This is a genomic window from Bradyrhizobium sp. USDA 4541 (genome assembly GCF_024171085.1).
GTDB lineage: Bacteria > Pseudomonadota > Alphaproteobacteria > Rhizobiales > Xanthobacteraceae > Bradyrhizobium > Bradyrhizobium australafricanum.
Genome location: NZ_JALJZF010000001.1, coordinates 5,004,190 through 5,028,816, shown reverse-complemented (window position 1 = coordinate 5,028,816; position 24,627 = coordinate 5,004,190). Strand labels below are relative to the sequence as shown.

Below are 24,627 nucleotides of genomic sequence, written 5' to 3'. Positions count from 1 at the left end.
AGGGCCGCCCGTGGGCGGCCCTTCCTGTCTTACGCGCTCTCGGGCGCCTTGAGACGCACCAGCTTGGTCAGCAGCGCATCGAGGCCCTGGCCCTCCCCCGCATGCAGGTCGATGCGGCCGACCTTCTCGACCAGACGCTCGAGCGACTCCAGCTCCTTGAGCCGGAGCAGCAGAGGGTTCTCCTCCATCAGCCTGGCGGTGTTCAGGAGCGAACGCGTCGCCGCGGTCTCCTCCTGGCGGCGGATCAGGTTGGCCTTCGCCACCCGCTCCGCCTCCACCACCTTGTTGACCAGCTCGCGGATCTCGCCGGGCAGGATCACGTCCTTCACGCCGAGCTCGGTGACCTCGACGCCGCTGTCCGCGACACGATCGCGGACGAAGTCGCGAAGCTCCGTATCGAGCGCCGTCTTCGCGGACAGCACCTCGTCCAGCGTGCGGCCGGCCACCGCCTCGCGGATCGCGAACTGCACCAGGCGGTACAGCCACGCATCCACGTCGGGCACCGTTGCCACGACCCGCTCGGGATCGACGATCCGGCGGAACGCGGTCAGCGTTACGCGCAGCGCGATGCGATCCTTGGTCAGCATCTCCTGCGCCGTGATCTCGACCGCCTGGGGACGCAAATCGAGGCGCTTGACCTCGATCTTGCGGCCCGCGATCCAGAACGCGTGCCGGCCGGGCGCGAGCCGCTCGACCAGCTTGCCCTCGACCGTGAGCAGACCGGCCTCGTGGTTCTCGACCACCGCCTCGGTGATGACGCCGGCCCGGTTGGGCTGGATCATCGCGAGGTGGCGTGCCGTGACCCTGGGATCGCTGGTGACGTCGATGCGCTCGACCTCGACCGACGTCGCGATCTTCCAGTACACGCGCGTCTGCCAAGGCGTCATCAGTTGCACGGGACGGCCGTCGAGGCTGACGATCGCGATCTCGTTCGCGCGGGTTTCCACCGCCTCGAACAGCTCGTCGGCGAGATCAGGCCGCGCGGCCTTGATCACCGCGAAGCGATCCGCGGGGAATTCGGTCCGCACGACGCTGAACAGCTCGGCCTTGAGCTGATGCAGGGGATCGAACAGGCGGTGACGTCCGGGCGCGAGCACCTGCTCGAGCCGGCCGTTGCGCGTCAGCAACGCGCGCTCGCCATCCTTCACCGTCAAATTGGTCGTCAAGAAGTGCCAGGTCATGACACGCCTCCATCGTTTGCCATCAGGCCCATGGGCCTGAGAGCGGGTTGCATTTGGCAAAGGACGTGAGGACGCGAACGCGGCTTCCTGTCAGCCAAGCGGGCCGTGGCTTAAGGCTTGCGCGATGACGGGCGCACGCGCGCGTTCGCGCGACGAATGTCGCGCGGCCGAGCGGAGCCACCCGGCATCAGCGCAAGCGGTATCCACCGCGGCGCAAAGCCGGTCTCACAGTGTCGATGTTCGGACGAAATGCCTTGCGGCAGGACGGCCGGACTGCGACTGAAACGCGCGTCCGGTCCCCTTCAGAGGTATCAGCTTTACAGGCTGAAACGGAGCGCTTGGAGCGGGAATCGAACCCGCGACCCGATGAGTATCATTCACCTGCTCTAACCAACTGAGCTATCCTTTGTGAGAGACCGGATTCGAACCGATGCCTTCGGGACTTCATCCCCGACGCTCGACCATGAGCTTCATCTCGCGATCTTCATTTCGGCGGAACACGACACCGCAAAGCGGCTCGCGCCAGTCGGGATCTCAACGAGCCCGAACCCGTGGCCGAAGCGAAGGAGCGGGCTAATAGACGAAGCACGTCCGGGTTGCAAGAGGGCTGCGTGTGATTTTTTCATGACGGGGCGCTGCTGTGACCCACGCGTCGCGGCACGTCCCGTCATTGCGAGGGCACCTCACCCCCTCTGCGTGGCATCCTGCAAGCAGGCGCGCAGCCAGTCGATGGTGACGCGCGTCGCCGCGTCGCGCTTGAGATGGTTCTGCACCAGGAGCCAGACGTCGCGTCGCTTCGGCAGCAGCGTGGCGCGCAAACGCTGGTCGGTCAGCAGGTCGGCACAGCTGTGCTCCGGCAACACGCCGACCGCGTGATGCGACTGAATCAGCGTGTGGATGATCCGGACATTGTCGGTGACGCAGCGCGCGCGAAGCCGCTTCGCGCGCAGGAACTGCATTTCCGGAATCCCTCCAAGCTCGTCGGGATAGGCGCACAGCATCGCTTCGCCCGCTGTCGTCGCGGCCGGCTCGAAGAAATACAACCTGACCTCGGCAAGCTTCGAGATCGCAAAGTCGCCCTTGTCCGGCTTGCGCAAGCGGATCGCGAGATCGGCCTCCCAGCGCGAGAATTTTACATTGTCGCTCGACGTCAGAAACTGCAGCGTCAGGCCTGGATGGGCGCGCAGGAATTCACTTGTGCGCGGCGCCAGCACCTCCTCGGCGATCGCGCTGGTGGAGGCGATGCGCAGCCGCCCGACCGGACCAGGCAGGCTTTCGCCGATCCGGCCGATCTCCTCGGCATGCGCGGCCATCGCCTCAATATGCGCGAGCACCATGTCGCACTGCCGGGTCGGCTTGCGAACGCCATCGACGGCCTCGAACAGGCGCAGGCCGAGCGCGCGCTCGATCCGCGCCAGCCTGCGCCCGACCGTGGTCTCGTCGATGCGCAGCCGCGCGCTGGCGCCCGCGTAAGTGCCCTCATCCCTGACGGCCGCGATGATGCGAAGATCGTCCCAGTTCATGGCGGCAGGCTACATCCTGCGGCGGCCACCTGCAATAACGCAGCCACTGGCTGCAGTATCCCTGCATAACGGCAGGCCGATCCCGGGCTATGTTTTCGGCGATACATCCGCTGGAGAACGACCATGACGTCAGCCAAGACATTGATGCAGCTTGCCGGTATCGACCTCACCCCGCCCCGCCTCGGCGACAGCTGCCTGGTGCTGATCGATATCCAGAACGAATATCTGGCCGGTCCGCTGGCGCTGCCCGACGCCAACCCGGCGATTGCGCGCGCCACCGCATTGCTCGCGCGCGCCCGTGAAAGCGGCGCCGCGATCATCCACATCGCGCACAAGGGCCAGCCGGGCAGCCTGTTCGACCGCAGCGCGGAGCGTGGCGCGATCGTCGCGCCGCTGGCGCCGCGGCCGGGCGAGATCGTGATCGAGAAGCAATTGCCGAACGCGTTCGCCGGCACCGACCTCAACGCGCAGCTTGCCGCGACCGGCCGCAAGGAGCTGGTGCTGGCCGGCTTCATGACGCATATGTGCGTGAGCTCGACGGCCCGCGCCGCGCTCGATCTCGGCTTCCGCACCACGATCGACGCCGACAGCTGCGCCACCCGCGACCTGCCCGACGGCGTCGGCGGCACGATTGCCGCAAGGCTGATTCACGACGTCGCGCTCGCCGAACTGTCCGACCGCTTCGCGATCATCGCCCGCGGCAACGCGCTTGCCTGAGGGCCGCCCCGCCCGGCGTTGCGCTACTGAAACGCGACCTCGGCGAAGCTGCGCAGCTTGCGCGAATGCAGGCGTTCGGATTCCTGCTGCTTGAGCCGCTCCAGCGCCTTGAGACCGATCTCAAGGTGCTGGCCGACGCGCTGGCGGTAGAATTCGCTGGCCATGCCTGCGAGTTTGATCTCGCCGTGCAGCGGCTTGTCGGAGACGCATAGCAGCGTGCCGTAGGGTACGCGGAAGCGATAGCCGTTGGCGGCGATCGCCGCCGATTCCATGTCGAGCGCGACCGCGCGCGACTGCGACATGCGCCGGATCACCTGCGGCCCGCTGATCTCCCAGTTGCGGTTGTCGACGCTGGCGACCGTGCCGGTGCGCATCAGCCGCTTGAGCTCGAAGCCGGTGAGCCCGGTCACCTCGCCGACGGCTTCCTCAAGCGCGACCTGCATCTCCGCAAGCGCCGGGATCGGCACCCAGAGCGGCAGCTCGTGATCGAGCACGTGGTCCTCGCGCACATAGCCATGGGCGAGCACATAATCGCCGAGCCGCTGCGTGTTGCGCAGTCCGGCGCAGTGCCCGATCATCAGCCAGGCATGCGGCCGCAGCACCGCGACGTGATCGGTGATGTTGCGCGCATTGGACGGACCGATTCCGATATTGATAAGGGTAATGCCGCGATAGCCGGGCCGGACCAGATGAAAGGCCGGCATCTGCGGGACGCGTTCGGACGGGGTCCCGGTGATGCCGCCGCCGAGCCGCGCATTGTGCGTCATCACATTGCCGGGCGCGACGAAGGCCTCGAGACCGGCCTCGCCCGACGCAAGGCGCTCCTGGGAAAGCTGCACGAAGGCATCGACATAGAACTGGTAGTTCGTGAAGATCACGAAATTCTGGAAGTGCTCCGGGTCGGTGCCGGTGTAGTGGTAGAGCCGGCGCAGCGAGTAATCGACCCGCGCCGCGCGGAACAGCGCCAGCGGCTCCGGCACGCCCGGCGTCAGCTCAAAGGTCCCGTCGGCGATCGCATCGTCCATCGCCGCGAGATCGGGCGTATCGAAGATGTCGCGCAGCGACCTTGTGAACGCCGAACTGTCGGCGATGGTCAGCGCCGCCTCGATATTGATGTCGCGGCGATAGGCGAAATGGATCGGGATAGATTCGTTCGACTCGCCGATCTCGACCGCCACGCCATGGTTCTTGATCAGAAGCCCGATCTGCTCGGTGAGATAGGTCCGGAAGATATCGGGGCGCGTGATGCTGGTCTCGTGGACGCCGGGTCCTGCGACGAAGCCGTAGGCAAGCCGCGAGTCGAGCCGCGCATGCGACGAGGTCGTGATGCGGACGAACGGGTAATGTGCCCGCACCCGCGTCGTGAACGGCACGCCGTTGACATAGGCCTCAAAGCGATTGCGCAGGAATTCAGTGTTGCGCACGTAGATCTCTTCGAGGCGGGCAACGGCCGCGGCGGCATCGACGAACGCTTCGGTCGTGATCGGCGGCGGGGTTTCGATGGAGGGTGTAGGAGACATGTTCGCTTGCACCAGATCCGTTGCCGAGCTTGGACTCGCCCTGGATCAGCACAATATAGCGACTATGGCATCGGGTTCCAGACGTCGATCAGGCCGCAACGGTGGGCCGCTGCCCGCTCTGACTACTGAATCCGCGCGAGCACCGCGAGACGGCGGATGCCCTTGTTACGGTAGGCGTCGAGGAACGCGTAATAATCCTTGAACGAGACGCAGCCGTTGGAGTCGCCGTTCGGACCGAGCATGAAGGTGTGCGCGAGCAGGCCGTCGCGGTTGAAGATCTTGCCCTCGCCGCCGATCGGATTGAGCCGCAGTGCCGGCACGCCGTGGAACAGCGCCTCGCGCGGCTTGAGTTCGTAAATGTGCGGTGGCGTCACGCCGACCATCTTCAGATGCGAGGATCTGGGGTCGTCGAGCCTGGAGCCGAGGCCCGAATGCGCCTCGAGGCGCGTGCCATCGGGCAGGTACACGGTCTTGGCCGAGATGTCGTAGACTGCGGTCTGACGGTCATAGGGCGGCGAGCCGCCGAGCATCGGGTTCTGGTCCAACGTCGAGGGGATGCTGCCGGTCACGTTCGCGTCGGCTGAAGCGAAGGAGAGCAGTCCGCCGCTCGACTCCCGCTTGCCCCACAGTTTTTCGACCATGGTCTGCCGGTCGTTCGATGCGATCGACATCACCGCGGCCTTGGCGCGCGCGGCCATGTCGCGAACGCCGCCGGATTTCGCAGCCTGCTTGGACTCGGCAGGCTTCGCCTCGGACGCCTTATCGGTCCCCTTGGGCTGAACGTCCGCAGCGGGATCGTTGAGCGCCACCTTCAGATTGGCGGCGGCCTGCTTCTTGGCGGTCTCGACCGACTTCGGCGCCGGCAACGCCTTCGATGTCTCGGCAAGCTCCGCGGAGGCGACCGCCCTCGCCGCTTCGGCGACCTTGGGCGCAGCGGCCTGCTTGATCGGGTCGATCTGCGATGCGGCGTCAGCCACGACGCTGGATGCGACGCCCTCGGGCGAGGCGGCCGCAAACCGATCGTTAAACATAAGCGACGATGCCGGGGCTTCCGACTTCGCGACCTCGGTCTTCGCGGGCGCCGCCGGTGCTGGCGTCAGGGACGCGAACACCTCGTTGAAGGCAGGCGTCGGCCGCGCAGCGACCGCGACGGGCCGCTTCACCACCGGCGCATCGAACGACGCATTGCCCACGGAGGGATAGACGCTCGCAGCAAAAATGTTGGCGTAAACGGTCCAGGCGCAGCCAAGCACCAGCCCCGCCACCGCGGCGCTGCCGAGGAAATGCTGTGGGAGAATTTTTCGGGAGGATTTCTTGCGGCTTGGCGCCCCAAGAACATACGCACTCGTACCCATACGCCCGGCGCTCAAAACAGGTCCACCTTTGTCCCTCACTCGACGCGGGGTCGAACGGGTGTTCGGCTCAACGTCGCGCGGGGGCACAGACGGCCATTAAGGCGACTTTTAGTTAAATGCGACTTAACCGGATGCGATCCCCTGCAGCGCGGGAAGTGCCTGTGGCGTAGGGCTTTTTTAAGATGACATTGGACCGCCAAAGCGGCTTTTCTGTCCCATCATGGGACATTCCGGTATGCCGCTCCAGCGCGGCATACCGGAATATATTCAGGGGAGAATTTCCTTGCAGATCGCCCCGTAATCGCGCGGGGATCGAGCAAAAACCATCTCTCAGTAGCTGAGCTTCGGATACCAGTCCTTGCCGCGTCCTTCAGGCGTCGTGTCGAGCAAGGTCCACAGCGGATCCATGTCCGGCGCGCCGCGCGGGTCCTGGCCGGGGTCCATCGTGCCCGCCCCCATTTCGCCGGCCCAGAAATGACGGATCGTGCCGTTGTGGCGTGTGAAGACATTGTAGCCCGGCAGGTCGCTGTCATCCTTGTTGACATAGTCGCGCGTGTAATCGCCCGATGCATCCGAGTAGATCCTGTGACGCGTCCAGCCGCGCGCCTTCTTCGCCTCGATCAGGCGTGCGATCGGCGAGCGCGCCACGAACACGAACGACACGCGCTGCTCGATATCGGGCAGCTTCTCCTCCCACGTGCCCATGAACGATGTGCACATCGGACACGGCTTCTCGCGCTGCGGGCCGTACATGTAGCTGTAGATGATGAGGGTCGGCTTGCTGCCGAACAGATCGGCGAGCGATGTCGCACCGGCCTCTCCGATGAACTCATAGGACTTGGCCACCTCGCCGCCCGGCGGCAATGCGCGGCGCAGCGCGGCGACGCGCTCGATATGCCGGCGCAGCTCGATCTCTTCGACGAGCAATTCCTGGCGGGCGCGGCGATACTCGGCGCTCTCATTGGGAAAGCGCCTAACATTGGTCGTGGCGAGCTCGGTGGCGGGCTTGAGGACGGAACTGGTCATGGTTGGAACCTCGCGTGGTTGACGGGCTGTCTGGAAGACGAGCCGGCCCCGGACGATCCGACACTCAACGGCGAGGATTTATTGCAGTTCCGGCGGCGAGGAACGGTCGAGGATCTCGCCCTTTGCGCCTTCCAGCAGGTCGAGCGCGTAGGTCTCGATGGTCAGCGGCCCCCGCATGCGCTTGGCTTCGGCCACCGTTTCGATATGGGCGAAATTGTCGCGCAGCGAGGCCGGCATCGCCTGCTCGACCTCATGCACATAGAGCAGCTTGCCGGACAACTGCTCAGGGCTCGGCTCTGACATGTTGACCCAGCGAATGCGCTGGCCCTGCTGGGCGACGCAGGTGCCCTTGGGGAGATAGAAGGCGAGCCAGCCGGTGGTGCCGTAATCCGCCGCCAGCACGCAGCTCGCGCCGGTCCGCACGCGGGTCGCCTCGATCTCGTCCGCAAGCTCCGGCCAGCCGACACCGACGCTGCGCACGGTGGCGTCGCGGCGGTAGCCCGAGAGCAAACCGGTGTTGGCCTGCACGATCAGCAGCGCGAACAGCACGACGCCGAGGGGCGCGGCCCAGCGGCGGCAGAAATCGACCGTGCGCTGCTCGCGCGGCGCCCACTGCACCTGGACTGCCGCGACCGCGGCCGCTACGGCAAAGGCGGGATAGACCGGCGCGAACCAGTTGGCCTCGACCCGCGCATGCAATGCGTGCCAGGTGAAGTAGACGACGATGGTCCAGAACATCGTGTTGACCAGCACGCGCGCCTCCAGCGCGCCGGCGCGGCGCCGATAGAGCGCGTAGAGGCCCATCACGCCGAGGATGAAGACCAATGGCGTTGCGAACGCAAACTGGGTCGGGATCAGCTCGGCGATGTAGGTCGGCCGGAAATCCTCGATCCGCGCGCGGCCCATCTGCTTGATGAACGACACCCAGTGATGGTCGGCATTCCAGCGGATGACCGGGCTGAACAGGCCGAGCGCGACCAGGCCGCCGAGATAGAGCCAGGGCGACAGAAACCAGCGCCGCAGCTTCGGCACCATCGCAAGCCAGATCAGGATCGCCGGACCAAAGAACAGCGCCGAGTATTTCGACAGCAGCGCCGCGCCGGCGCTGGCGCCGACCGCAAGCCACCATTCGCCGCGACCGCTCTCCAGCACCTTTGCCAGCGCGTACAGCAGGAGGCTGGCAGCGACCAGCAGCGGCGCATCTGGCGTCACGACCAGCGTGCCGACGGCGGCCATCAGCGTGACATTGAGCAGGATGGTTGCGCTCGCGGCGATGCGCCGGCCGCCGAACAGGATCTCGGCCGCCCGGTAGATCGCCCAGCTCATCGGCAGTGCGAGCAGGATCGACACCAGCCGCACGCCGAACGGCGTATCGCCCGCGATCATGGTGCCGAGCCGGATCACCACCGCCACCATCGGCGGATGGTCGTAATAGCCGCCGGCGAGCGACTTCGACCACATCCAGTAATAGGCTTCGTCGAAAGTCAGCGGCGTCCATGCAGCGGCGGCCAGCCGCAACACGACCAGCGCGCACACCGCAAGCGCGGTGTTTCGGGCCAGCCGCGCCTCGTCCGCGTTCATGCCACCGTCATCGCTTGCGCCAGACGAACAGCCCGGACATCGCGTAATTCCACACCACGCCCATCAGCGCGCCGGCTGCGCCCGCCAGCCACCAGATCGGCTCCTGGTCGTAGACCGAGAACGCGACGCCGACATTGGCGAGCAGGCCGACGCTGCAGACCAGATAGAACAGCAGCAGGCCGCGCAGGATGCCAAAGCCCTTCAGCCGCTGATCGCGATAGGTCAGGAAATTGTTGAGGATGAAATTGCTGGTCATGGCGACGATCGCACCGGTGGCCTGGGCCTCCGGGAATGGCGCCTTGAACAGTTCGAGCGCGATGAACAGCACGGTGAGGTGCACCACCAGGCCGAGCCCGCCGACCGCCGCGAACAAAATGAAGCGCAGCGAGATCAGATCATTGGTCAGCTTCGCCAGCACCAAACCGAGGAAGTCGAGCGCGACCATGGAGTCGAGCTTGCTCTCGCCATGCTGGCGGGCACCGAACGTGTAGGGAATCTCGACCGCGCGCAGCTTGCCCTCCGCAGTCGCTACGACGTCGAGCAGAATCTTGAAGCCCTGCGTCGACAGCTGCGGCGCGAGCTGCTCGAAACGGTCGCGGCGGATCATGAAGAAGCCGCTCATGGGGTCGGCGATCTCGACCTTCAGCGCGCGGCGCGCGATCTCGGTGGCGAACGCGCTGGCACCGGCGCGCTGCTTGTTGAAGCCGTCGGCCTTGTAGCCCTCGATGTAGCGGCTGCCGACCACGAGCTCGGCCTCGCCGCTCTGCAGCAGCGCCACCATCTTCGGCAGCTGGGTCTCGTCATGCTGCAGGTCGGCGTCCATCACCGCGGCATAGGGCGCGCTCGAGGCCAGAATGCCCTCGATGCAGGCGCCGGACAGGCCGCGCCGGCCAATCCGGCGGATGCAGCGCACGCGGGAATCCTTCCGCGCCAGCGCGCGCACCACGTCCCAGGTTCCGTCGGGCGAATTGTCGTCGACGAAGATGACTTCCCAGGACACGTCCTTCAGGATCGCGTCGAGCCGGCGGTACAGCACCGTGACATTGTCGCGTTCGTTGAAGGTCGGGACGACCACCGAAAGCAGCGGCAAGCTTGCTGCCTGCGATGAGGTTTCGGGGCTCGGCTTGATGGCTTGGTTCATGAGCGCCAGCGTATAGCCGCAGCCTCTCCCGCTGCCAAGGCAGGCCGACCCAAACGCACGCTCGGAAAGCGGGAAAACGGGGCAAAACACCCCTGAAAATGCCAACGACCACGAACAAGGGGCGCGCGTACATCCGGCGCAGCCAATCAATGTCGTGGTCGTCCGGCGCCGGAGCCCTGAAGCTGCAACGTCGCCGTTGGAAGCAAGATAGGAAGGTCCCAGGCGGTCCGCAAGGGGCGCAGGAGGCGCTAGTTGTTCGGGACTTCCCGGATCACCGGGCCGCGTGGCGCCGGGGCTGCCGGCGCGGCCTCGGCAGCTGGAGCCGCCTGCGGCTGTGCGGCGGACCGGGTCGGGTTACGGAGCTGGCTCGGCGACGGCCCGTAGATGAACGCCGCCGCCAGCGCGACGGCCGCGACCAGTGCGCCCAAGAAACCTGCCGTCGATTGTGATCTCATGCCGATGATCCCCTCGCCTGCGCGGATTGATATCAAAAATCGGCCGGCCGCAACAGGATTTGGGAACCTATTTGGCCGCGGCCCTGCGCCGGGTGAAGGCGGTCACGATGTCCTTCTGCGCGAGCTCGATCGCACGGTTGGCGGTCGTCAGATTCGCGTCGGCGTCCTGCTTCGGAAATTGCAGCGACAGGAAGTCGATCAGCGACACACGGAAGTTCTGCCGCTCCGACGGACAGACATTGGCGATCAGCGAGGTGAACTCCTGGTCGGACATCGCCTTGTTGCTGTCGCGGGGATATTCGCGGGCGAGACAATTCCAGTAGGCGTCGCGGCCGGTGATCGCGAGCTTGTGCGCATCGTCGACCTCATCGGCCATTGCAGCGGAGGATATGGCGGCGGAGGACATGATCAAGAGGGCGGCCGCAACCAGCATGCGCATTGTTGTTCTCCATTTCGGCGCATCGTAGCGAAGAGCGACAGCGACGATAAGCGCCGCCGTGCCGATCTGGCAAACTGGCCAATCACGATTATTTTGATTAGTCTTGCTTCCTGTTCCCTCCCTCACGATGAGTGCAGTCGTGGCCAAAGCTCCCACCAAGGCGACCAAAACCAAGACCGACGCAGGCAACATCTATATCGGCATCGGCGGCTGGACCTTCGAGCCGTGGCGCGGGGTGTTCTATCCGGAGAAGCTCGCGCAAGCGAAGGAGCTGTCCTACGCCGCCTCCAAGCTGACCTCGATCGAGATCAACGGCACCTATTACGGCTCGCAGAAGCCGGAGAGCTTTCGCAAATGGGCCAGCGAAGTACCCGACGGCTTCATCTTCTCGCTGAAGGGGCCGCGCTTCGCCACCAACCGCCGCGTGCTCGCCGAAGCCGGCGATTCGGTGAAGCGGTTCTATGATTCAGGCGTGCTGGAGCTGAAGGACCGGCTCGGGCCGGTGCTCTGGCAGTTCGCGCCGACCAAGAAGTTCGACGGCGCCGATTTCGGCAAGTTCCTCGAGCTGCTGCCGCGCAAGCTCGACGGCCGCGCGCTGCGCCACGTCGTCGAGGTCCGCCACGACAGTTTTTGCGTGCCCGAATTCGTCGCCCTGATTCGCGAGCACGAGGTACCGGTGGTGTTCGCCGAGCACGGCAAATATCCGGCGATCGCCGACGTCGCGAGCGACTTCGTCTATGCGCGGCTGCAGAAGGGCAATGACGAATTGAAGACCTGCTATCCGCCGAAGCAGCTCGACGCCTGGGCCAAGCGGTTTCAGGACTGGGCCGCCGGCAGCGAGCCCGACGACCTGCCGAAGGTCGAGAAGACCGCGCCCAAGAAGGCGCCGCGCGACGTGTTCGCCTATGTGATCCACGAGGGCAAGGTCCGCGCGCCGGCCGGCGCGATGGAACTGATCGAACGGGTGAAGTGAGCGAGAACCGATGGCGAAGGCCAGGAAGCTGTTCACCATCGGCTACGAGCAGACGCCGTCGAAGGCGGTGCTCGACGAGCTCGAGCAGGCCGGCGTCAAGCTGCTGGTCGACGTCCGCGCCATCGCCTCCTCGCGCCGGCCCGGCTTCTCCAAGACCCAGCTCGCCGCCGGTCTCGACGAGCGCGGCATCGGCTACGTCCATCTGCGCGGTCTCGGCACCCCGAAAAGCGGACGGGAAGCGGCACGCAGCGGGCAATATGCGCTGCTGCACAAGATCTATTCGGCGCACCTAAAGACGGCGCAGGCCAAGGAAGAGCTCGACGAGCTGTCGGCGCTGGTCAAGCAGTCCGGCCCGGTCTGCATCCTCTGCTACGAGCGCGACCACCAGCACTGCCACCGTCGATGGATCGCCGAGATCATTGAAGAGCGCGACGGCGTCAGGATCGAGAACCTGGCGGCACCGCAGCTCTAGCCTGCCTCGCCCGGCACGTTCAGCGTTCCCTCCATCATCGTCACGCAGCCGCCGCCGACATGCACCGAAGTGATCACGCCGCCTTGCTTGCGCACGCGCGTCAGCAACAGGCTCGGCCGGCCCATGTCGACGCCCTGCCCGATCCGCAGCCGCAATTCGCCATCGCGCGCGGGATCAATATCGGCGAGCAGCGCCGCGCAAGCCGCGGTCGCGCTGCCGGTGGCGGGATCCTCGGACAGGCCGCTGGCGCCCGGATGGAACATGCGCGCCTGCAGGTCGAGCGGCTGCTCGCTCGCCGGCACGTCGCGCGTGTAGAAATAGACCACGTCGCGGCCGATCTCGGCCAGCGTCCTGGCGAACGCCGCAGCATCCGGCCGGGCGCGCCTCAGCGCCTCGCGCGAGGCGATCTCGACCACCAGGAATGGCAGCCCGACCGAGACGACCTGCGGCGCGTGCCGATTGGTCTTCACATCAGCCGCCGTCAGCGACAGGCACGCGGCGGCGGCGGCCGCGCTGACCTCATTGGTCCGCTGTAGCGCCTGCGGCGCGGTCAGCTCGGCCCCGACCACATTGCCGCCGTCGGACAGGATCTCGACCGGCACGAGGCCCGCCTTCTCCTCGAACCTCAAGCGCGCCGGCGCCTTCGCGGCCCGGCTTGCCAGCACGAAGGCGGTGCCGACATTGGGATGGCCGGCGAACGGAATTTCCGAGCGCACCGTGAAGATGCGAACCTGGGCGTCGTTGACCTTGTCCTGCGGCGGCAGCACGAAGGTCGTCTCGGAATAGTTGAACTCGGTCGCGATCGCCTGCATCTCTTCGGTCGAGAGCCCTTCGGCGTCGAGCACCACGCCGAGCGGGTTGCCGCCGAAGGCGCGGTCGGTGAAAACGTCGACGGTGATATAGCGCCGCTGCATCCTGCTTGTCCTCGTGCTCCGGTCATTCCGATGACGTCACCGTACCACGGCCCGAGCGATGCCCTTCAGAGCACTCGGTACAATCGCGGGCAAGTCACATGCAGGCAGCTCGCGCGGCTTGAGGAGCCGTGCGTGATTGCCTCGGATCATGTGAGCGTCGCCGCCTACCCCAACTGCCAGACGTGCACCGGGTGCTCGTAGCCCCGCACCGGGATCTCGCCGCGCGACACCGCGTCCTTGCAGTCATCGCCGAGCGCCTCGCGCACCGCGGAGGAAATTAAAAACTGCGAGCCGAGCTCCTTGTTCAGCGCCTCGAGCCGCGCGGCAAAATTCACGGTGTCGCCGATCACGGTGTACTCCTTGCGCCGGGGCGAGCCGATATTGCCGGCGACGACCTCGCCGATGTGGACGCCGATGCCGATGCGCAGCGGCCAGCTCGTCGCCGCGTTGGTGCGCTCGTTCGCGGCGAGCATTTCACGCGCGGCGGCGACCGCCTGATGCGCGGCGTCGTTGGTCTCGAACGGGGCACCGAACAGCGCGAGAAAGCCGTCGCCCAAAAACTTGTTCACGATGCCGCCATGGCGATCGAGGATATCGACCAGCACGGCAAAGGCGCCATCGAGCCTGTCGACCACCTCCTGCGGCGAGCGGGTGCGCGCACCGGCCGTGAAGCTGCGGAAATCCACGAACATCACCGCAACACGGCGGATGTCGCTGCCGGTGCCGGCCCCCTCCGTCATCAGACGTTCGACCACCTGCGGCGAGACGTGCTGGCCAAACAGGTTGGTGATGCGATCGCGCGCGGTGGCGGCCGCGATGCTGGCCGCGAACTGCCGGCGCAGCTGCATGCCGACTGCGCCGGCCAGCATGCCGCAGATCAGGATGATCGCGCTGCGCGCGGCGTGATAGTAGATGCTGGTCTCGGCCGCGCCGCCGCCCGAGGGATGGAAGAACACCGCCATATAGAACAGCTCGACCGCCGCGACGAAGCCGGTGAAGGTCGAGAGCCAGAAGTCGAGCCGCAGCGTCGACAGGATGATGAAGACGAAATAGATCAGCGGCGCCACGAATCCGAGCGCCTCTTGCGGCCCCATGCTATTCATGTGCAGCGCCAGCACGACGGTCGGCAGCGACGTCTCGACGAGCACGCCGATGTAGCGCCGGACCACCGGCAGGTCGCGCCCCTTGCGCATGTGCCAGCTGATCGCCCCGTGCACCCAGAACTCGAACAGGATCAGCGGAATGGTGACGTAGAAGACGTAGACGGGGCTGAGGTTGCCGTGCCAGACGCAGCTGACCGCATCGGGCGCAAAGAAATACACCAGCAGACTGATCGCCGCGAGGGCAGCGGCGGTAGCGATCAGCACCTTGATGCGGAGCAACTCGGTGGTCATCACCTCGCGCATCAGGGCGTGATGGAAGTCGGCGGATACGGTTGTGTCTGCCGCTACGCTGTTTTTGTCCGAAGATTCCGCCATGCCTCCCACCCCGTCATTCCGGGGCGCGAAGCGAACCCGGAATCTCGAGATTCCGGGTTCGATGCTTCGCATCGCCCCGAAATGACGATCATTGATGGCATCCATCATAGCCTCAATCGAGCGTACGGCGGAAGCGCGTCACCGCGATCGTCATGGCGAACAGCATCAGGGCGACCAATGCGGCGGTGTCGTATTGCAGGTTCTGCATCGCCGCGCCCTTCAGCATGATGGCCCGCACGATGCGCACGAAATGGGTCAGCGGCAGCCCCTCGCCGATATATTGCGCCCAGACCGGCATGCCCGCGAACGGAAACATGAAGCCGGACAGCAGGATGCTCGGCAGGAAGAACATCATCGAGAGCTGCATCGCCTGCAGCTGGTTCTGGACGATGGTCGAGAAGGTGTAGCCGATCGACAGATTGGTGGTAATGAACAGCGTGGTGAGCAGCGCCAGCAGCGTGAGGCTGCCGAGGACCGGCACGCCGAACAGCAAAATGCCGATGGCGATGATCAGCGTGGCCTGGATGAAGCCGACCAGCACATAGGGGATGATCTTGCCGAACATCACCTCGACCGGCTTGATCGGCATCGACAGCAGGCTCTCCATGGTGCCGCGCTCGATTTCGCGCGTCACCGAGAGCGCGGTGAAGATCAGCATGGTCATGGTCAGGATAGTTCCGACCAGACCGGGCACGATATTGAGGCGCGAGTCCGCCGCCGGGTTGTAACGGGCGTGGGCGCGGATTTCGAACGGCATATCCGGGGGATCGCCGACGTGCAGATCATGCGCCAGCGCCGATTGCACCAGCGGCCCGAGTGCTCCGAGCGCCGAGCCCGACGCGACCGGGTCGGTGGCATCGGCGGCGACCAGCAGCGCCGGTCTGTCGCCGCGCCGCACCGCGCGCTCGAAGCCGCGCGGGATTTCGACGCCGAACAGCACCTTGCCGGATTGCAGCAGCTCGTCGAATTCCTCGACGGTGTGGACCTCGCGGACAAAATGGAAATAGGCGGTGTTCTCCATTGCCTTCAGGATCGAACGGCCGAGATCGCTGTCTTCCTGGGTCAGCACCGCGGTCGGCAGATTGCGCGGCGTGGTGTTGATGGCGTAGCCGAACAACGTCAGCTGCATGACCGGCAGCATGATGATCATGGCGAAAGAGACGCGGTCGCGGCGAAGCTGGATGAACTCCTTGACCAGCATCGCGTAGCTGCGCCGCCAGAAGCCGAACGCCGGCTCCCTCGCCTCGCTGTTCTGGATCGATTCCGTTGCGCTCATCGCAATTATCCCTGGAGATTATCCTTGGAAATTATCCTTGGAGCGCCCCATCAGATCGATGAAGACGTCTTCGAGCGACGGCTCGCTGGCCTGCCAATGCCACTTCGAATTGTCCCGATAGGGCGCGATCGCGGCCTCGACCGCCGCCTTGTCGCGGCCGGAGACGTGCAGGCTGGTGCCGAACGGCGCCACCATGTCGACGCCGGGCTTGTCCGTGAGCTCGGCCATCAGGCCGTTGAAATCCTCGCCCGTCACCGTCCAGGTCGACAGCGCGGACGCCGCGATCACCTCGTCCACCGTGCCATGGGCCAAGAGATGACCGTAGGCGATGTAGGCGATCTCGTGACAGCGCTCGGCCTCGTCCATGTAATGGGTCGAGACCAGCACGGTGAGGCCTTCGGCGGCGAGCGCGTGGATCTCGTTCCAGAAATCGCGCCGCGCCTTGGGATCGACGCCGGCGGTCGGCTCGTCGAGCAGCAGCAATTGCGGATTGGGCAACGTGCAGGCGCCGAGCGCCAGCCGCTGCTTCCAGCCGCCGGAAAGGTTGGCGGCGAGCTGCTCCTCGCGGCCCTTCAGCCCGATCCGCGCGATCATGTCGGCCGCGGCGCCGCGCGCGTCCGGCATGCCATAGAGCCGCGCCACGAATTCGAGATTCTCGCGCACCGACAGATCCTGGTAGAGGCTGAAGCGCTGCGTCATGTAGCCGACCTTGCGCTTGATCTTGTCGGCATCGCGCCGGATGTCGTAGCCGAGGCAGGTGCCCTCGCCGCTGTCGGGCGTCAGCAGGCCGCACAGGATGCGGATGGTCGTGGTCTTGCCGCTGCCGTTGGGACCGAGGAAGCCGTAGATCGAGCCGCGCTTGACCTGCATCGACAGGTCATGGACGACCTCGCGTCCGCCAAACGACTTGGTCAGCCCCTTCACATCGATCGCGATGGAGGGTGCGTCGGACCGCGCGCTGGTGGAGCCGCCGTTCATCTGCGCTCCGCCACCGGCGTCTTGGGATTGAGGTAGATGCTGATCGGCTGACCGACGCGCAGCACATCGGGCCGGCTCGGCCGCGCCTGGATCAGATAGACCAGCTTGTTGCGCTCATCGAGGCTGTAGATGACCGGCGGCGTGTACTCCGCCGTGGTGGCGATGAAGTAGATCTTTGCCGTGAGGTCGGCGGCGCAATTGTCGCAGGTCACCCTCACCTCGTCGCCGAGCGCAAGCTTCGGCAGCTCGGCCTCCGGCACGAAGAAGCGCAGCTTCATGTTGCCGGGCGGCATGATCGACAGCACCGGGCGCTGCGCCTGCACCATCTCGCCCTCGCGGAAATAGATCTGCTGGATCGAGCCCGCGATCGGCGCAAAGCCCTTGCGACGGTCGAGCCGGGTCTGCGAGGTGTTGACCCGCGCCTCCGCGACGCGCAGCGCCGAGACCGCGGAATCCAGATTGGCCTGGGTGCCGGCGCCGGTGCCGCGCAGCGAGGCCGCGCGGTCATAGCTCTGCCGCGCATTGGCGAGGGTCGCATTGTTCTGGTTGAGATCGGCGCGCTGCAAATCGTCGTCGACCGAATAGAGCAGATCGCCGGGCTTGACCTCGTCGCCTTCGCGCACATTGAGCTTGATGACGCGGCCGGATTCATCGGGGCTGACGAAGATCATGTCGGCCTCGACCCAGCCCTGGAAGCCGGGATCACGCTTCTCCTGGCAACCGGCCAGCGCCGCCGCCAGCACGACTGCGGTCACGAGCTTCATCATGCGCGAGCCGGTCATGGCTTGCTCCGTTCGCCGAAGATCAGATCGAGATGAACCTTGAACATCGCGAGGGCATCGAGCGGCGCGTGCCGGGCAAACAGGCCCTGCCAGATCACCGCGACGATCGCGGGCGCCACGACGAGTTGCGGAAACTGCGCGAGTTGGCGCTGCCTGATCTCGCCGCGCGTGATCGCAAGCTGGATCAGCGCCTGCATCGCGGCCATCCCCTTCGACACCACCTCGCGGAAATAGAAGTCGGCGATCGTCGGGAAGCGCGGCCCTTCGGAGACGATCAAACGGACGATGTCGCCGCGCCGGGTCGACACGATCTCGCGGATGAAGGTCTCGGCAAACCTCTCCACCGCATCGCGCACCGGGCCGGTGATGGTGGGCGGCGCGGCCATGCGATTGACCAAGGGCACGACTGCGGTGCGGATCAACTCCTCGAACATCGACTCCTTGTCCTTGAAGTACAGATAGAGCGTGCCCTTCGCGACGCCCGCCCGCCTGGCGACATCGTCGAGCCGCGTCGCGGCGAAGCCGCGCGCAATGAACTCGTCCATCGCCGCCTCGACGATCGCAGCGCGCCGCTCCGCCGATTTCTCGGCGCGGTTCGCAGCAGGCTTGGCCTCGGGCAGCTTTGCCGAGGCCACCTTCGGGATCCTCGCCGCGGCAGCCCGGATCGCGGTGGTCCGGCGCTTGGCGGGCCGGGAGCGGGTCGTCTTTTCGATGCGCTTTGTCATGGCCATAATATGACTGACCAGTCAGTCATTGTCAATATGTTCAGAGAAAACGCCTGCCGGCCGGAAGCGTTCCTGTCGGCCTTCCCGGCCCCTCAGGGTGCGCATAGATTCGCGATCTCGCGGCGCAAATGCCCGAATTTGCTGCTTATGTCCGCCCTATGGGGAACAGTGGGCGCTGGGAAAGCCGGGTGCCGATCGCACCCGCGGGCCCTGTGCAACAAAAAGGCACAGGGGTGGCACCACAGGTGTAACCGGAGCAATCCGGCTTTCCCTGCGCGATGCGCTACGGCTCACTTCGTGCTCTCCCCGGCGAGATTGGGGGGAATTTGATACAAGCGGTCCGCTGGGGGAACACCAATGAGCGATTGGTTACACAACCTTTCTGTGCCGTGGATGGCCTTCATCGTCTTCGGCTTCACCTACCTTGTTGCCATTCTCATTTTCGCAGGCGTTGCGATCCTGTCGACCAAGGAGCGCGCAACGTCTTTCAAATCGATCTCTCCCGGCATGTTGCCGGTGCTCGGCATCCTTTTCGGCCTGTTTGTCGCATTCACCGCGGCACAGGTCTGGAGTGACAGCGACCGCGCCACCGCGGCGGTGAGCCGCGAAGCCAGTTCGTTGCGGGCGGTCATCCTGCTCGCCGGCGGCCTGCCGCCGGAGCAGGAGGCGCGCCTGCGCGGCCTCGTTCGCGACTACGTCGAGGAAACGGTCGCCGTGGAATGGCCGATGATGGCGCGCCAGGCTGCATCGCTCAAGGCAGCTCCTCCTGCGCTGACCGCGGCGTTGCGGCTTGTCGTATCAACGCCCGCGCAAAACCCGGGCCAGCAGACGACGCAGCACGAGATCATCACCAATCTGAATTCGGCACTCGATGCGCGACGACAACGGATCATCGTCAGCCAGACGGAAGTCGACTCGATCAAATGGTGGTGCCTCTACCTTCAGGCCATCTGCGAGCTATTGGTCATTGCCCTTGTTCACTGCGACAACCGGTTGGGATCCGCCATCGCGATGGGACTATTCGCGACCGGCGTGGCCACATCGGTTCTGCTGATTGCCGCGCATGATCGACCATTCACCGGCCAGATATCGATTGCGCCGACGCCGTTGCTGCAGATCATGCCGGACAAGGAGGCGAGCCGATAAGCGCCGGACCGCACACGCGCGCTGTCCGCTAGGTGTGAAACTTCAGCCCATCGAGGATCTTGTCGACCACCTTGCGCTCGGCGCGAATAGCGAGGCCGACCAGGTTGAGCTCGCTGCGCGCGACCGCCCTCACCACCTCGCGGTTGGCGGCGTCATGCGTGGTCTTGAACATGTCCTCGGTGTAGAGCGCCGGCTGCACGTTGCGCGCCAGCGCGCGCTCCAGCGCCCGCGACAGCGCGGGCCCGTCGGCGCCGTAGATCAGGATCGGCTGGCCGATCAAAGAGAGATATCTGGTCCCCGACCCGTCCTGGTAATTCTCGCCGATACATTCGGGGAAGGAAGCCGCGATGCCGCCGGCAAGAAACGACGCCACGTTGAGCTTCTGCCAGACTTCCAAGTCGGTGCGGATCACGACCGCGATCTTGGTGTCGAACTGCATGGCGATAAATCTATCCGCAGGTTGACGACAAACGCCAGTTCTGACCGCGCATCCCTCATCTGCCCGCCAGGCGCTGACGTTAGTTTCTTGAGCAACCCACGGGCGGACCCTGCCCGCCTGAAGGGCGACGTCGCGGCTGGCGAAGCTGATATCGCTGCGGCGAAGAAGCTCAACCCACACGTCGACCGCTAGTCGTGCCACGTCGCAAGGGCCCGATCCCTGCCGGGACGGAAAGCGATAGTCAGCTCCTGCGCCGCGTAGTAGGCTTCGGGCGTTCGATGACCATCAGCATATTTCAGGGCATTGCATCATGATCAGCAAGGCCGATGTTGTTGTTATTGGTTCGGGCGGATTGGGCGCGGCCACAGCCTATTACCTGAGCAAGCGTGGAGGTCTCAGCGTCGCCCTTGTCGACAAGCATGAGATCGGATCGCAAACCTCGCCCCGCGCGGCAGGCATGGTGAGTTGTGCGCGCAAGAGCGACTTGATGATTGGCCTCATCAAGGACGCATGCCGCAAGATCGAGGCGTTCACGGAAGAAACCGGCCAGCCGCTCGACTGGGTGCATTCGGGCAGCCTCAAGATTGCGCGCCGGCCACAGGACGCCGAAGTGATCGAGGACGATTTCGCGCGCGGACGCCGCACCGGCCTCGACGTCGAACTGATCTCTCCGCAAGAGGCGAGCAGTCTCAATCCGTTCTTGCAGCCGACGGGCGTCGTTGCGGCGATGCGGATCGGCGACGACCGGTATTTCGACCCGGCGCAGGTTGCCGTCGGTTTCGCCACAGCCGCGGCGGCCAACGGTGCAATCTTGCTGCCGAAGACCGACGTGCGCGCCGTCAACATCGTCGGCGGCACCGTGATCGGCCTGACCACCGCGAACGGCGTCATTGAAAGTCCGGTTGTCGTCGATGCGGCCGGCGCGTGGACGCGGCAGGTCGCGGAGGCGAGCGGGATCCGCGTGCCGCTGGTGCCGACCCGGCAGCAGTTGATCGTCACCGAGCCTTTGGATGGCGTCCGTGCCGACCTGCCGATGATCCGCATCATGGACGCTGCGGTGTATGCCCGCCCATGTCAGGGCGGCTTCCTGTGGGGTGTCTACGAGGAAACGCCGCGCTTCTTCGATATGCAGTCGCTTGGGGCCGGCTTCGACGTCAAGGACATGCCGCTCGATATCGGCGTGCTTCATGCAGCCGCCGATGAGGTCAAGGACCAGCTCCCGTTCCTGCAAACCGCCAAGGTGCGGGAGTTTCGCGGCGGCATTCCGACGATGACCGCCGACGGCCATCATATTCTCGGTCCGGCCGCCGGCGTGACCGGCTTCTATTTTGCGAGCGGGTGCAACGTCGCCGGTCTGTCGATCTCGCCGACCGTCGGCGAGGCGCTTGCGGCCTGGATCGTGGACGGCAAGCCGCCCATCGATCTATCGCCGATGTCGGTCATGCGGTTCAAAGACCAATCGTGGTCCGAAGACCAATTGGAGCGCGACGCCGCCTGGCAATACCGGCACTTTTATGGCGCCGTCTGAACTCGGCAGCGCGCTTTGCCCACCAGGCGGATTGCGGCGACTGCCTTACCCCTTGGCGTCGCAGGCCCAGGCGCGGATCACGCATTCCTTGCCGCCATAGTCGTAGCACTTCCTGGTCGCGGCATTGAGCGAGCTCGAGATCTTCGGCGCCACGGCATAGCCATGGGCGCCGCAGGGATTCTTCATGTCGATCGAGAGCGCGGCGCAGGCCCGCTTCATGGTGACGGTGGTGCAATCGCCCTTGCACTGCTTCAGCGCGGCGGCGCGCGCCGCGCCTTCCGCCGGATAGTCGTAGGCCTGGCCATAGGCCCCGCACTTGCCGACCGCGAACGCGCCGGCCGCGCGCGCCTTGGGCACGAAGGTTTCCACGGAGAAACGCGTGGCGCCGAGCAGCAATGTCAGGACGAGAATCGTCAACGCGCGACGCTGCGCGACGGCGGTCGAAATGATCAAGCGGAAATCCCCCAAAGCCCGGCGCGGACTGTACGCAGGGGTCGTTTCCAGATGGTGAATGACGGGTTGAGAGCGAATTCTATCCACTCGTCGTCCCGGCGAAGGCCGGGACGCATAGCCACCGATGGTGATGATTGCGCGAGGCTCTGGCCGCTGTCCCACCAACAACAACGATTGGTGGTAATGGGTCCCGGCCTTCGCCGGGACGACGCGGAGAATGTTCAGCCCTGTCTTGCCGCTTCCAGCGCCTGCGGCGTGTCGATGTCGAGGAAGGCGCTGTCGCCGTCGACCGGGACCTCGGCGACTACCTCGGCATGCTTGGTGATCAAGTGACGCGCGCCGATGTCGCCGTCGAGCGTCATCAGCTCCTTGAAAAAGCGCCGCGACCACAGCACCGGATTGCCGCGGCGGCCCTCACTGACCGGGACCGCGATCAGATGGCCGCGGTCCGGCGCGAAGGTCTCGATCAGGCGATCGATCAGCTTCGCATCGATCAGCGGCATGTCGCCGAGGCAGACGATCGCGCCGTCGGCGCTGTCGGACACCGCCGCAATGCCCGCCTTCACCGAGCTGGCGAGGCCGCCGGCGAAATCCGGGTTGCGGACGAATTTGACCTTGAGGCCATCGAGCGCCTGCTCGACCAGCTCGGCCTGATGCCCGGTGACCACGATCACCTCGGAAGCCTTCGAGGCCAGCGCCTGCTCGGCGACGATGCGCGCGAGCTTCTTGCCGTCGAGCTCGGCGAGCAGCTTGTTCGGGCCGCCCATCCGGGTCGAGCGGCCGGCGGCAAGCACGATCGCGGCGACGTTGCGGTTGCCTTCGGTGTCCGGCACCGTGCGCGGCTGCGGCCGCGTCACGATCTCCATCAACAGGCCGCCGACGCCCATGCCGGTGAGATCCGATCGCGTCACCTTGATGCCGGCGAGCAGCCGCATCAAGACCCAGTCGAAGCCGTTCTCGACCGGCGAGCGCGCGCAGCCTGGCGCGCCCAGGACCGGCACGCCGCCGGCGCTGCCGATCAGCAGCAGATTGCCCGGATCGACCGGCATGCCGAAATGCTCGACCGCGCCGCCGATCTCGGTGATTGCAGCAGGAATGACATCACGACGGTCGGCGATCGCGGACGCGCCGAACACGATGACGAGCTCGGCCCCTAAGCCGAGCAATTCCTTGATCGAGGCGGCGAGCACCGTCTCGTCATGCGGCACGCGGCGCTCGGCGATGATGGTGGCGCCGGCCGGCGCGAGCCGCTCGGCGGTGACGCGCAGCGTCTTGTCGATCACCTTCGGCGCAAGACCCGGCAGCAGCGTCGAGACCACGCCGACCTTCTGGATCACATAGGGCGCGATCCGCAGCGTATCCTTGCCGGCGACCGCGACGGCGGCATCGCGTAAGCGCCCCTCGACGCCGAACGGGATCAGCTTGACGGTCGCGATCATCTCGCCTTCGACCACCGGCTTGAACGCGGCGAGCGTTGCGAAGGTGATGGCCTCGTCGACGTCGTTGATACGGTCGACCGCGGCGCGATCGATCACCAGCACACCGGGACGGGCCGCGAACAGATTGGCGCGGCCGGTGAAGGCGCGCTCGACGTTGACGCCGTCGCCGGCCACCGCCTGCGCGATGCTGGCGGCCGCGGCGTCCTCGGAGACGTCGCCCTCGTCGAGCCGCACCACGACGATCTCGTCGACGCCCGCCTTGGTCAGCGCCTCGACCTCGGCGAGGCCGATCGTGGTGCCCTTCTTGAGCACCAGCGCGCCCTGGCGGAGGGTATGCACGGTGACGCCGCCAATCGCGTCGGCCGGACTGGCGGGACCGAATTTCATGCCGCTTCTTCTTTTTCTTTGGGGGGCAAGCGCAGCTGCGCGGTGATCTCGGCCATGATCGCGACCGCGATCTCCGACGGCGACACCGCGCCGATATCGAGGCCGATCGGCGCGTGGATGCGCGCGATGTCGCTGTCCCTGGCGCCCTGCGCGCGCAGCCGCTCGGCGCGCTTGGCGTGGGTCTTTCGCGATCCGAGCGCGCCGATATAGAAGCAGTTGCGGTCGAAGGCGTGCAGCAGCGCCGGATCGTCGATCTTCGGATCATGCGTCACCGCGACGAAGGCGGTGTAGTGATCGACGTTGAGCGGCGGCAGTGCGACGTCGGGCCATTCGGCGACCAGCGGCACGTCGGGGAAGCGCTCCGGGCTCGCAAACGCGGTGCGCGGATCGACCACCGTGACGTCATAGTCGAGCGAGCGCGCCAGCGGCGCCAGCGCCTGGCTGATATGGACCGCGCCGATGATCACGAGCTTTGCGGTCGGCGCGTAGACATTGAGGAACAGCTTCTTGGTCCCGACCTCGACATTGCCGCTCTTGCCCATCCGCAGCTGCTTTGAAAGCTCGGCGCGCAGCGGATCGGCGGCGATGTCCGCGGCCTTGACCAGACGCTGATCGCCATTGGCGGTGTCGGTGACGATGATCACCGGGCGGCGCGCGGCGCGCTCGGCGTTCAGCTCTTTCAGGATCTCGAGTTTCACG

24 protein-coding genes and 2 tRNA genes are annotated in these 24,627 nt (G+C 65.7%); 5 read left to right on the top strand and 21 right to left on the bottom strand.

The features are described 5' to 3' along the window. Positions 1 to 29: 29 nt before the first annotated feature. The 4 genes from J2R80_RS23680 to J2R80_RS23665 form a co-directional block, all read right to left on the bottom strand. Positions 30 to 1,181, bottom strand: a complete 1,152-nt coding sequence (locus tag J2R80_RS23680) for a slipin family protein (protein ID WP_076828543.1) — start codon at positions 1,179 to 1,181, stop codon at positions 30 to 32. 338 nt (positions 1,182 to 1,519) lie between these two features. After that, a tRNA-Ile gene (locus J2R80_RS23675) sits at positions 1,520 to 1,586 on the bottom strand. Positions 1,587 to 1,588: 2 nt separating this feature from the next. Beyond that, positions 1,589 to 1,660 (bottom strand) — tRNA-Phe (locus tag J2R80_RS23670). A 204-nt stretch (positions 1,661 to 1,864) separates the two neighbouring features. Beyond that, positions 1,865 to 2,704 carry a LysR family transcriptional regulator gene (locus J2R80_RS23665; protein ID WP_253639487.1) on the bottom strand — a complete coding sequence of 280 codons (840 nt, stop codon included), beginning with the start codon at positions 2,702 to 2,704 and terminating at the stop codon, positions 1,865 to 1,867. Between the two features lie 123 nt (positions 2,705 to 2,827). On the opposite strand from J2R80_RS23665, the gene J2R80_RS23660 reads away from it, so the two are divergent. Next, complete coding sequence (locus J2R80_RS23660) at positions 2,828 to 3,421, top strand: cysteine hydrolase family protein (protein WP_028336826.1); 594 nt, start codon at positions 2,828 to 2,830, stop codon at positions 3,419 to 3,421. A 23-nt stretch (positions 3,422 to 3,444) separates the two neighbouring features. Here the strand turns inward: J2R80_RS23660 and J2R80_RS23655 are convergent, their stop codons facing one another. The 7 genes from J2R80_RS23655 to J2R80_RS23625 form a co-directional block, all read right to left on the bottom strand. Next, positions 3,445 to 4,941 carry an AMP nucleosidase gene (locus J2R80_RS23655; RefSeq protein ID WP_076828540.1) on the bottom strand — a complete coding sequence of 499 codons (1,497 nt, stop codon included), beginning with the start codon at positions 4,939 to 4,941 and terminating at the stop codon, positions 3,445 to 3,447. Positions 4,942 to 5,063: 122 nt separating this feature from the next. Next, entirely contained in the window at positions 5,064 to 6,296 is a 1,233-nt protein-coding gene (locus tag J2R80_RS23650; protein ID WP_256527864.1) for a tlde1 domain-containing protein, read from the bottom strand. A 330-nt stretch (positions 6,297 to 6,626) separates the two neighbouring features. Continuing rightward, a complete protein-coding gene (locus J2R80_RS23645; RefSeq protein ID WP_076828538.1) occupies positions 6,627 to 7,322 on the bottom strand; it encodes a DUF899 family protein in 696 nt (231 codons plus the stop codon). Between the two features lie 78 nt (positions 7,323 to 7,400). Then, positions 7,401 to 8,903, bottom strand: coding sequence for a glycosyltransferase family 39 protein (locus J2R80_RS23640; RefSeq protein WP_253639486.1), 1,503 nt, complete (start codon positions 8,901 to 8,903; stop codon positions 7,401 to 7,403). A gap of 7 nt (positions 8,904 to 8,910) precedes the next feature. Further along, a complete protein-coding gene (locus J2R80_RS23635; protein ID WP_076828534.1) occupies positions 8,911 to 10,044 on the bottom strand; it encodes a glycosyltransferase family 2 protein in 1,134 nt (377 codons plus the stop codon). Between the two features lie 248 nt (positions 10,045 to 10,292). Continuing rightward, on the bottom strand, positions 10,293 to 10,499 hold the full coding sequence (locus J2R80_RS23630) for a hypothetical protein (protein ID WP_057018442.1): 207 nt from the start codon (positions 10,497 to 10,499) through the stop codon (positions 10,293 to 10,295). A 67-nt stretch (positions 10,500 to 10,566) separates the two neighbouring features. Next, complete coding sequence (locus J2R80_RS23625; protein ID WP_028339943.1) at positions 10,567 to 10,938, bottom strand: hypothetical protein; 372 nt, start codon at positions 10,936 to 10,938, stop codon at positions 10,567 to 10,569. A gap of 139 nt (positions 10,939 to 11,077) precedes the next feature. Here J2R80_RS23625 and J2R80_RS23620 point away from each other — a divergent pair, with 139 nt between their 5' ends. Together J2R80_RS23620 and J2R80_RS23615 are read left to right on the top strand one after the other, a co-directional pair. Next, positions 11,078 to 11,911, top strand: a complete 834-nt coding sequence (locus J2R80_RS23620) for a DUF72 domain-containing protein (protein WP_076828565.1) — start codon at positions 11,078 to 11,080, stop codon at positions 11,909 to 11,911. A gap of 10 nt (positions 11,912 to 11,921) precedes the next feature. Beyond that, complete coding sequence (locus J2R80_RS23615; protein ID WP_057018441.1) at positions 11,922 to 12,383, top strand: DUF488 family protein; 462 nt, start codon at positions 11,922 to 11,924, stop codon at positions 12,381 to 12,383. Here the strand turns inward: J2R80_RS23615 and J2R80_RS23610 are convergent. From J2R80_RS23610 to J2R80_RS23585, 6 genes are all read right to left on the bottom strand, one after another. After that, positions 12,380 to 13,297, bottom strand: a complete 918-nt coding sequence (locus tag J2R80_RS23610) for a PhzF family phenazine biosynthesis protein (RefSeq protein ID WP_076828533.1) — start codon at positions 13,295 to 13,297, stop codon at positions 12,380 to 12,382. The genes J2R80_RS23615 and J2R80_RS23610 overlap by 4 nt on opposite strands. 164 nt (positions 13,298 to 13,461) lie before the next feature. Beyond that, positions 13,462 to 14,775, bottom strand: a complete 1,314-nt coding sequence (locus J2R80_RS23605) for an adenylate/guanylate cyclase domain-containing protein (RefSeq protein ID WP_253639485.1) — start codon at positions 14,773 to 14,775, stop codon at positions 13,462 to 13,464. 112 nt (positions 14,776 to 14,887) lie between these two features. Next, complete coding sequence (locus J2R80_RS23600) at positions 14,888 to 16,051, bottom strand: ABC transporter permease (RefSeq protein WP_076828531.1); 1,164 nt, start codon at positions 16,049 to 16,051, stop codon at positions 14,888 to 14,890. A gap of 18 nt (positions 16,052 to 16,069) precedes the next feature. Continuing rightward, the gene (locus J2R80_RS23595) at positions 16,070 to 17,029 is read right to left on the bottom strand and encodes an ABC transporter ATP-binding protein (protein WP_076828530.1); all 960 of its coding nucleotides are present in this window, start codon (positions 17,027 to 17,029) and stop codon (positions 16,070 to 16,072) included. After that, positions 17,026 to 17,811, bottom strand: a complete 786-nt coding sequence (locus J2R80_RS23590) for an HlyD family secretion protein (protein WP_038388292.1) — start codon at positions 17,809 to 17,811, stop codon at positions 17,026 to 17,028. The genes J2R80_RS23595 and J2R80_RS23590 overlap by 4 nt, the downstream gene beginning before the upstream one ends. Beyond that, entirely contained in the window at positions 17,808 to 18,542 is a 735-nt protein-coding gene (locus J2R80_RS23585; protein ID WP_076828528.1) for a TetR/AcrR family transcriptional regulator, read from the bottom strand. The genes J2R80_RS23590 and J2R80_RS23585 overlap by 4 nt, the downstream gene beginning before the upstream one ends. A 351-nt stretch (positions 18,543 to 18,893) precedes the next feature. Here J2R80_RS23585 and J2R80_RS23580 point away from each other — a divergent pair, with 351 nt between their 5' ends. After that, positions 18,894 to 19,682 (top strand): DUF4239 domain-containing protein, encoded by a 789-nt coding sequence (locus tag J2R80_RS23580; RefSeq protein WP_028352348.1) that lies wholly within the window; start codon positions 18,894 to 18,896, stop codon positions 19,680 to 19,682. A gap of 28 nt (positions 19,683 to 19,710) precedes the next feature. Here J2R80_RS23580 and J2R80_RS23575 read toward each other — a convergent pair whose 3' ends face one another. Further along, on the bottom strand, positions 19,711 to 20,121 hold the full coding sequence (locus J2R80_RS23575; protein ID WP_076828524.1) for a DUF2000 family protein: 411 nt from the start codon (positions 20,119 to 20,121) through the stop codon (positions 19,711 to 19,713). A gap of 310 nt (positions 20,122 to 20,431) precedes the next feature. Between J2R80_RS23575 and J2R80_RS23570 the strand changes: the two genes are divergently transcribed. Next, positions 20,432 to 21,649, top strand: a complete 1,218-nt coding sequence (locus tag J2R80_RS23570; RefSeq protein ID WP_076828522.1) for an FAD-binding oxidoreductase — start codon at positions 20,432 to 20,434, stop codon at positions 21,647 to 21,649. A 45-nt stretch (positions 21,650 to 21,694) separates the two neighbouring features. Here the strand turns inward: J2R80_RS23570 and J2R80_RS23565 are convergent, their stop codons facing one another. From J2R80_RS23565 to J2R80_RS23555, 3 genes are all read right to left on the bottom strand, one after another. Further along, positions 21,695 to 22,045, bottom strand: coding sequence for a DUF4189 domain-containing protein (locus tag J2R80_RS23565; RefSeq protein ID WP_371852140.1), 351 nt, complete (start codon positions 22,043 to 22,045; stop codon positions 21,695 to 21,697). Between the two features lie 278 nt (positions 22,046 to 22,323). Continuing rightward, positions 22,324 to 23,928 (bottom strand): NTP transferase domain-containing protein, encoded by a 1,605-nt coding sequence (locus J2R80_RS23560; protein ID WP_076828520.1) that lies wholly within the window; start codon positions 23,926 to 23,928, stop codon positions 22,324 to 22,326. Further along, positions 23,925 to 24,626, bottom strand: a complete 702-nt coding sequence (locus J2R80_RS23555; RefSeq protein ID WP_057018431.1) for an XdhC family protein — start codon at positions 24,624 to 24,626, stop codon at positions 23,925 to 23,927. The genes J2R80_RS23560 and J2R80_RS23555 overlap by 4 nt, the downstream gene beginning before the upstream one ends. Position 24,627: the final 1 nt, after the last annotated feature.